The following is a 7,431-nucleotide window of genomic DNA, read 5'->3' on the forward strand; positions in this document are numbered from 1 at the left end:
GCCAGCGGCGAGCCGGCCGACAGCTACAGCGAACTCGGCCTGACCGCCAAATTGCGCGTGTCGAAAACCGTGCTCAAGCTCGGCACCCTGCAACCGCTGTTGCCGGTGGCCGCCTATAACGACACGCGGCTGTTGCCGTCGACCTACAACGGTGAACTGGTGACCTCCCAGGACATCGACGGCCTGACGTTGAACGTCGGCCGCCTGGAAAAGCAGAACCTGCGGGACTCCTCCAACAACGAATCCATGAGCTACGGCGGCGTCAACAGCAGCCACCTGGACCTTGCCGGCGGCACCTACGCGATCAACCCGCACCTGGCCGCGACCTATTACTACGCGCAGATGCAGGACATCTACCGCCAGAATTTCATCGGCCTGGTGCATGACCTGCCGCTGGCCCAAGGCGTGAACCTGCGCACCGACCTGCGCTACTTCGACACCCGCGAGCAAGGCAGCACGCTATTGCGCAGCCCTACCCGCGTGGACGGCGGGCGGATCGACAACCGCTTTTTCAACGGCATGTTCAGTTTGTCGGTGGGCGCACACAAATTCGGCCTGGGCTTTCAGAGCCTTTCCGGCGACGGCGACTTTGCCTTCCCGGGGCAAGATCCGTATTCGGTCAACCTGGTGACCATCAATATCTTCACCAAGGCCAACACCGATGCCTGGCAGGCGCGCTACGACTACAACTTCGCCGCCCTCGGCCTACCGGGCCTGACCTTCATGACCCGCTACGTCGACGGCAGCCACGCGCAAACCGCCACGGTGCGCAACGGCCGCGAATGGGAGCGCGACACCGACCTGGTCTACACCGTGCAGAGCGGCCCGCTGAAGAACGTCAACGTGCGCCTGCGCAATGCGACCCTGCGCTCAAGCAACGGCCTGACCAGCGACATCGACGAAAGCCGGGTGATCATCGGCTACACCGTAGCCCTGTGGTAACGCCGGGCGCCTCAACGCAACCCCGATTGACGCTGGCGGTATTCCCCCGGCGTCATCTGCGCGTAGCGCTGGAAGAACCGGCTGAAATACGCCGGGTCCTTGAACCCCAACTGGTAGCAGATTTCATTCGCCGAACTGCCGGTGAACAGCAGCAGGCGCCGGGCCTCCTGCATCAGCCGCTCCAGAATCAGGCGCTTGGACGGCAGGTCGGCGATGCGTCGGCACACCTCGTTGAGCCGCGCTTCAGTGACGCCGATACCGTCGGCGTAGCGCGACAGCGGCCAGTGTTGCAGGTAGTGGTCTTCGATCAGTTCGTTGAAGCGGTGAAAGATCCGCAGGTCTTCGTGCCGTGCAGGCCGGGCTTCCAGGGAATTGGCGCAGAGCCGCAGCAGGCTGATCATGATCAGCCGTGTCAGGCTGTCCAGGGCCGAACCGCGTCCGCTGGCCTGGGCGTTGATCTCGCTGCACAGCTCATCAAACAGGAATTCCAGGCGGCGCACCTCGGGCTGAAACTCCGGTGCCAGCCGCGCCAACGCCACGCAGGCCGCCGGCAATTGTGCGCCGGGGGCCAGGCTGGGGTCGGCGTCAATCAAGGCCCACACCAGTTGCTGGCGCACGGTCAGCACATGGCCGTCGGCGTCGGCTTCGGTGACGAAGGAATGCGCCACCGTCGGCGGCGTGAGGAAAAACATCGGCCCGGATTCGAGGTACTGCTGGTCGTCCAGGTAGACCCGCACCGCTCCGGTCTTGACGTAATGCACCTGGAAAAACCGGTCATGGCGATGCACCGGCATGTTGCGGCCAAAAAATCCCGCCAGGTTGCCGAGCCGGTCGTAGTGCACCTCGGCATCGCTGTAACGCTGGTCGTAGACCTGCCCGATGTTGATGTTGGGGATCGGCTGACGATCGCTCATCACTGCATTCTCTTTGTTGTTTTGACTGCCCTGAAATATTGCCACGCTTGACGATAGTTAACATCTTAATTATAACGTTAACACGTTAACGAATTTCCCACGGTGCAGGTCCGAATCTGCCCCGCCACTGCCAGGAGAAAAGCATGAGCCGTGCCCTGCATGATGTTGCGAACGGCACCCTGTTCGGCGTTGCGCTGAACTACCAGGGGTTGCTGAACCAACGTCTCGCCGAATTCGAACAAGCGCCTTACCAGAAACCACCGGTGAAGCCGGTGCTGTTCATCAAGACGCCCAATACCCGCAACGGCCACGACGGCGTGGTGCTGCACCCGCAAGGTGAACGCCTGCAACCGGGCCCGGCACTCGGGGTGGTGATTGGCAAGAGCGCCAGCCGGGTCAGCGTCGAAAATGCCCTGGAGCATGTGGCGGGCTACACCATCGTCAATGAGTTCAGCCTGCCGGAAGACAGCTACTACCGCCCGGCGGTGAAAGCCAAGTGCCGGGACGGTTTCTGCGCATTGGGCCCGGAACTGGTGGCCCGCGACCAGGTCGCCAATCCGCATCAATTGAGCGTGAAGCTGTTCGTCAACGGTGAACTGCGCCAGCAAAACTCCACCGCCAATTTCGTGCGCAGCCTGCCGCAGTTGATCGCCGAGATCAGCGAGTTCATGACCCTGCACGAAGGCGACGTGCTGATCACCGGCACCCCCGAAGGCCGGGTGGATGTGCAACCCGGCGACACGGTTGAAGTCGAGATCAGCGGCCTGGGCCGCCTGGTCAACCACATCAAGGCAGAGGAGCTGTCATGAAACACGCCCGTATTCGCTTTGAAGGTGAAGCCCACCAGGTGCTGGTAGAAGCTGAAAACGCCGTGCGCCTGGCCGACGGTCGCCTGCTGGCTGAAGACCAGGTCGAATGGCTGCCACCGGCCACCGGCAGCATGTTTGCCCTCGGCCTGAACTACGCCGACCACGCCGCCGAACTGGCCTTCAAGCCACCGACTGAACCGCTGGCGTTCATCAAGTCCCCCGGCACCTACACCGGCCACAACCAGGTGACCTGGCGCCCGGACAACGTCGCCTACATGCACTACGAGTGCGAACTGGTGGCGGTCATCGGCAAGCCTGCGCGCAACGTCAAGCGCGAGAACGCCCTCGAGTATCTGGCCGGCTACACGGTGTGCAACGACTACGCGATCCGCGACTACCTGGAAAACTACTACCGCCCCAACCTGCGGGTGAAAAACCGCGACGCCACCACGCCCGTGGGCCCATGGATCGTGGATGTCGCCGACGTGCCGGACCCGAGCAACCTGAAGCTGCGCACCTGGATCAACGGTGAACTGCGCCAGGAAGGCTCGACCTCGGACATGATTTTCGACATCCCGTATTTGATCGAATACCTGTCCAGCTTCATGACTCTGCAGCCCGGCGACATGATCGCCACCGGCACCCCGGAAGGCCTGGCGGATGTGGTGCCGGGGGATGAAGTGGTCGTGGAAGTGGAAGGCGTAGGCCGCCTGGTCAATCGAATTGTCAGCGAGGCGGACTTTTTCGCCGCCCGTAAAGAGGCTTGAGCAATATGATCAAACACTGGATCAACGGCCGTGAGGTCGAGAGCAAAGACACCTTCATCAACTACAACCCGGCCACCGGCGAAGCCATCGGTGAAGTCGCCAGCGGCGGTGCCGAGGAAGTGGCGCAGGCCGTTGCAGCAGCCAAGGAAGCCTTTCCGAAGTGGGCGGGAACGCCAGCCAAGGAACGGGCCCGCTTGATGCGCAAGCTCGGTGAGCTGATCGAACAGAACGTGCCGCACCTGGCCGAGCTGGAAACCCTCGACACCGGCCTGCCGATCCACCAGACCAGGAACGTGCTGATTCCCCGGGCGTCCCACAACTTCGATTTCTTCGCCGAAGTCTGCACCCGCATGGACGGCCACAGTTACCCGGTGGACGACCAGATGCTCAATTACACGCTTTACCAGCCGGTGGGTGTGTGTGCGTTGGTGTCGCCATGGAACGTGCCGTTCATGACCGCCACCTGGAAGACTGCGCCGTGCCTGGCGCTGGGCAATACCGCGGTGCTGAAGATGTCCGAGCTGTCGCCGCTGACGGCCAATGAACTGGGGCGCCTGGCGGTCGAAGCCGGGATTCCCAACGGCGTGCTGAACGTAATCCAGGGCTACGGCGCCACCGCCGGTGATGCACTGGTGCGCCACCCGGACGTGCGGGCGATTTCCTTCACCGGCGGTACCGCCACCGGCAAGAAAATCATGCAGACCGCCGGGCTGAAAAAGTACTCCATGGAACTGGGCGGCAAGTCGCCGGTGCTGATCTTTGAAGACGCCGACCTGGACCGCGCCCTCGACGCGGCACTGTTCACCATCTTCTCGCTCAACGGTGAACGCTGCACCGCCGGCAGCCGGATCTTCATTCAGGAGAGCGTGTACCCGCAGTTCGTCGCCGAATTTGCCGCCCGCGCCAAACGCCTGATCGTCGGCGACCCACAGGACCCGAAGACCCAGGTCGGCTCGATGATCACCCAGGCCCACTACGACAAGGTCACCGGCTACATCAGGATTGGCCTCGAAGAAGGCGCCACCCTGCTGGCCGGCGGCCTGGAACGCCCGGCCAACCTGCCGGCGCACTTGAGCCGCGGGCAGTTTATCCAGCCGACGGTGTTTGCCGATGTGAACAACAACATGCGCATCGCCCAGGAAGAAATCTTTGGCCCGGTGGTGTGCCTGATCCCGTTCAAGGACGAAGCCGAGGCGCTGCAACTGGCCAACGACACCGAGTACGGCCTGGCGTCCTATATCTGGACCCAGGACATCGGCAAGGCGCATCGTCTGGCCTACGGCATCGAAGCCGGCATGGTGTTCATCAACAGCCAGAACGTGCGGGACTTGCGCCAGCCGTTTGGTGGGGTAAAAGGTTCCGGCACCGGCCGTGAAGGCGGCCAGTACAGCTTCGAAGTGTTTGCCGAGATCAAGAACGTGTGCATTTCCATGGGCAGTCATCACATCCCGCGCTGGGGTGTGTAACCCGGATATAACAACGCTACCTGTAGGAGCGAGCTTGCTCGCGAAGAACCCGCAGGCGCCGCGGGCTAACAGAAGTGCTGCGTTATCGTTGACGTTTTTCGCGAGCAAGCTCGCTCCTACAAAAGAATAAATACTCAGGAGAATGATCATGGGCGAAGTGGTTCTGGCAGCGAAGATCTGCCACGTCCCCTCGATGTACCTGTCGGAACTGCCCGGCAAGCACCACGGTTGCCGCGAAGCAGCCATCGCCGGGCACAAGGAAATCGGGCGGCGCGCCCGTGAACTGGGGGCCGACACCGCGGTGGTGTTCGACGTGCACTGGCTGGTCAACAGCGGCTATCACGTCAACTGCGGCGAGCATTTCAAGGGCACCTACACCAGCAACGAGCTGCCGCATTTCATCAAGAACATGGAGTACGAGTACCCGGGCTGCCCCGAGCTGGGCGAGTTGATCGCCGCCGAGGCCAACCTGGCCGGCGTGCGCACCATGGCCCACAACATCCCGAGCCTGGAGCTGGAATACGGCACCCTGGTGCCGATGCGCTACATGCACATGGGCGTGCCGGACGCGCAGAAGTTCGACGTGATCTCGATTGCCGCGTGGTGCGCCTGGCACCGCCTGGAAGACAGCTTTGCGTTCGGCGCCGCCGTGCGCCGGGCGATCGAGAAAAGCGACCGCAAAGTCCTGGTGCTGGCCTCGGGCTCCCTCTCCCACCGTTTCTCGGACGACCGCGAAGCCGAAGCCAACATCCACAACTGGACCCGTGAATTCGACAAACAGATGGACCTGCACGTGGTGGAGATGTGGAAGCAAGGCCGCTTCAAGGAGTTCTGCGCAATGCTGCCGGACTACGCCGAGCACTGCTTCGGCGAAGGCAAGATGCACGACACCGCGATGCTCCTGGGACTGCTGGGCGGGCCGGACTACAACCAGCCGGCCGAGATCATCACCCAGCCGTTCGGCAGTTCGGGCACCGGGCAGATCAATGCCATTTTCCCTTTATGAGCCTTGGTGAAGATCACCTGTAGGCGCTGGCTTGCCTGTGATGCAGGCACCTCGGTGTATCTGTCGCACCGAGTTGATGCCATCGCAGGCAAGCCAGCTCCTACAAGGAATTCGCTGTACCTCACCCCAAGAGGAGATACACATGCCGCACTTCATCGCCGAATACACCGACAACATCGAGCAGCAGGCCAACCTGCCGGCCCTGTTCGAGCAGGTTCACGCCGTGCTGGGGGACAGCGGCGTGTTTCCCCTGGGGGGCATCCGCAGTCGCGGAGTGCGCCTGGACACCTGGCGCATGGCCGACGGCAAGCATGACTACGCCTTCGTCCACATGACCCTCAAGGTCGGCCACGGGCGCGACCTGGAAACCCGCAAGGCGGTGGCCGAAGCCCTGTTCAAGGTCATCACCGAACACTTCGCCGAGCTGCAATCCCAGCGGCTGCTGGCGTTGTCGTTCGAGATGATCGAGCTGCACCCCGAGCTGAATTTCAAGCAGAACAACGTGCACGCATTCCTGAAGAACCAGGCGGGCTGAGCACAGCCCACCTTTCCGCCCATGGCCACTCAAACAAAAAAGAACAACATCATGAGCACAGCCAATACCGCCGACAGCACCACCCTGATCGACCATCAGCGCACCCACAGCATCGTCACCTGGCGACTGATGCCGTTGCTGCTGATCTGCTACCTGTTTGCCCACCTGGACCGCATCAACATCGGCTTCGCCAAGATGCAGATGAGCACCGACCTGCACTTCAGCGACACGGTGTATGGCCTCGGTGCCGGCCTGTTTTTCATCGCCTACGCGCTGTTCGGCGTACCCAGCAACATGGCCCTGGACCGGGTCGGCCCACGGCGCTGGATCGCCTGCCTGATGGTGGTGTGGGGCGTGCTCTCCACCAGCATGCTGTGGATCGAAAGCTCCACGGGCTTCTACGTGCTGCGCTTTCTGCTGGGGGTGGCCGAAGCCGGCTTCTTCCCGGGGATCCTGGTGTTCCTCAACCGCTGGTACCCGGCCCGCCGCCGGGCGCAAGTCACCGCCCTGTTTGCGATTGCCGTGCCCATGGCCGGTGTGATTGGTGGCCCGTTGTCCGGTGCGATCCTGGAGAACTTCCATGATTTCGGCGGGCTGCGGGGCTGGCAGTGGATGTTCCTGATCGAAGGCGCCCCGGTGGTGCTGCTCGGCCTGGTCGTCCTGAAATACCTGCCCGACAGCTTCGAAACCGTGAAGTGGCTGGAGCCCGCGCAAAAGCAACAACTGCGCGAGCAACTGAGCACTGAAGAACAGCGCAAATCCATCACCTCCTTCGGCGGCATCCTGCGTGACCCGCAGGTGTGGCTGCTGGTGGCGGTGTACTTCGCGGTGATGCTGGCGGTGAACACCCTGGCGTTCTGGATGCCCACCCTGATCCACGGCGCCGGCATCGGCCGCGACAGCCAGGTCGGCTTGCTGAGCGCCGTACCGTATCTGGCCGGGTGCTTCTTCATGATCGGCTGCGGGCGCTCGTCCGACCGCAACCGCGAACG

8 protein-coding genes are annotated in these 7,431 nt (G+C 62.6%); 7 read left to right on the top strand and 1 reads right to left on the bottom strand.

Annotated features, from left to right (window positions below; translation table 11 throughout):
- A partial coding sequence (locus tag HX846_RS19690) for an OprD family outer membrane porin (protein WP_178965946.1) occupies positions 1 to 942 on the top strand: 942 nt, incomplete at its 5' end.
- Positions 943 to 953: 11 nt separating this feature from the next.
- Here the strand turns inward: HX846_RS19690 and hpaA are convergent.
- On the bottom strand, positions 954 to 1,856 hold the full coding sequence (gene hpaA, locus HX846_RS19695) for a 4-hydroxyphenylacetate catabolism regulatory protein HpaA (RefSeq protein ID WP_003209891.1): 903 nt from the start codon (positions 1,854 to 1,856) through the stop codon (positions 954 to 956).
- Between the two features lie 143 nt (positions 1,857 to 1,999).
- On the opposite strand from hpaA, the gene HX846_RS19700 reads away from it, so the two are divergent.
- From HX846_RS19700 to HX846_RS19725, 6 genes are all read left to right on the top strand, one after another.
- Entirely contained in the window at positions 2,000 to 2,665 is a 666-nt protein-coding gene (locus HX846_RS19700; protein ID WP_008437186.1) for a fumarylacetoacetate hydrolase family protein, read from the top strand.
- A complete protein-coding gene (locus HX846_RS19705) occupies positions 2,662 to 3,432 on the top strand; it encodes a fumarylacetoacetate hydrolase family protein (protein WP_177037364.1) in 771 nt (256 codons plus the stop codon). Before HX846_RS19700 ends, HX846_RS19705 begins: the two co-directional genes overlap by 4 nt.
- A gap of 5 nt (positions 3,433 to 3,437) precedes the next feature.
- Positions 3,438 to 4,898 carry a 5-carboxymethyl-2-hydroxymuconate semialdehyde dehydrogenase gene (gene hpaE, locus HX846_RS19710; protein ID WP_177037363.1) on the top strand — a complete coding sequence of 487 codons (1,461 nt, stop codon included), beginning with the start codon at positions 3,438 to 3,440 and terminating at the stop codon, positions 4,896 to 4,898.
- Positions 4,899 to 5,046: 148 nt separating this feature from the next.
- Complete coding sequence (hpaD, locus tag HX846_RS19715; RefSeq protein ID WP_003209884.1) at positions 5,047 to 5,904, top strand: 3,4-dihydroxyphenylacetate 2,3-dioxygenase; 858 nt, start codon at positions 5,047 to 5,049, stop codon at positions 5,902 to 5,904.
- Between the two features lie 142 nt (positions 5,905 to 6,046).
- Positions 6,047 to 6,439 (top strand): 5-carboxymethyl-2-hydroxymuconate Delta-isomerase, encoded by a 393-nt coding sequence (locus HX846_RS19720; RefSeq protein WP_087694947.1) that lies wholly within the window; start codon positions 6,047 to 6,049, stop codon positions 6,437 to 6,439.
- A gap of 51 nt (positions 6,440 to 6,490) precedes the next feature.
- The coding region (locus HX846_RS19725) for an MFS transporter (RefSeq protein ID WP_178965947.1) at positions 6,491 to 7,431 on the top strand (941 nt) is incomplete at its 3' end.

It is taken from the genome of Pseudomonas sp. K5002 (assembly GCF_013386655.1).
Lineage (GTDB): Bacteria > Pseudomonadota > Gammaproteobacteria > Pseudomonadales > Pseudomonadaceae > Aquipseudomonas.

Excerpts from the sequence above, each read along its gene's own strand:
- hpaA (WP_003209891.1), bottom strand. The coding sequence starts at position 1,856 with ATGAGCGATCGTCAGCCGATCCCCAACATCAACATCGGGCAGGTCTAC.
- HX846_RS19700 (WP_008437186.1), top strand. The coding sequence starts at position 2,000 with ATGAGCCGTGCCCTGCATGATGTTGCGAACGGCACCCTGTTCGGCGTT.
- HX846_RS19705 (WP_177037364.1), top strand. The coding sequence starts at position 2,662 with ATGAAACACGCCCGTATTCGCTTTGAAGGTGAAGCCCACCAGGTGCTG.
- hpaE (WP_177037363.1), top strand. The coding sequence starts at position 3,438 with ATGATCAAACACTGGATCAACGGCCGTGAGGTCGAGAGCAAAGACACC.
- hpaD (WP_003209884.1), top strand. The coding sequence starts at position 5,047 with ATGGGCGAAGTGGTTCTGGCAGCGAAGATCTGCCACGTCCCCTCGATG.
- HX846_RS19720 (WP_087694947.1), top strand. The coding sequence starts at position 6,047 with ATGCCGCACTTCATCGCCGAATACACCGACAACATCGAGCAGCAGGCC.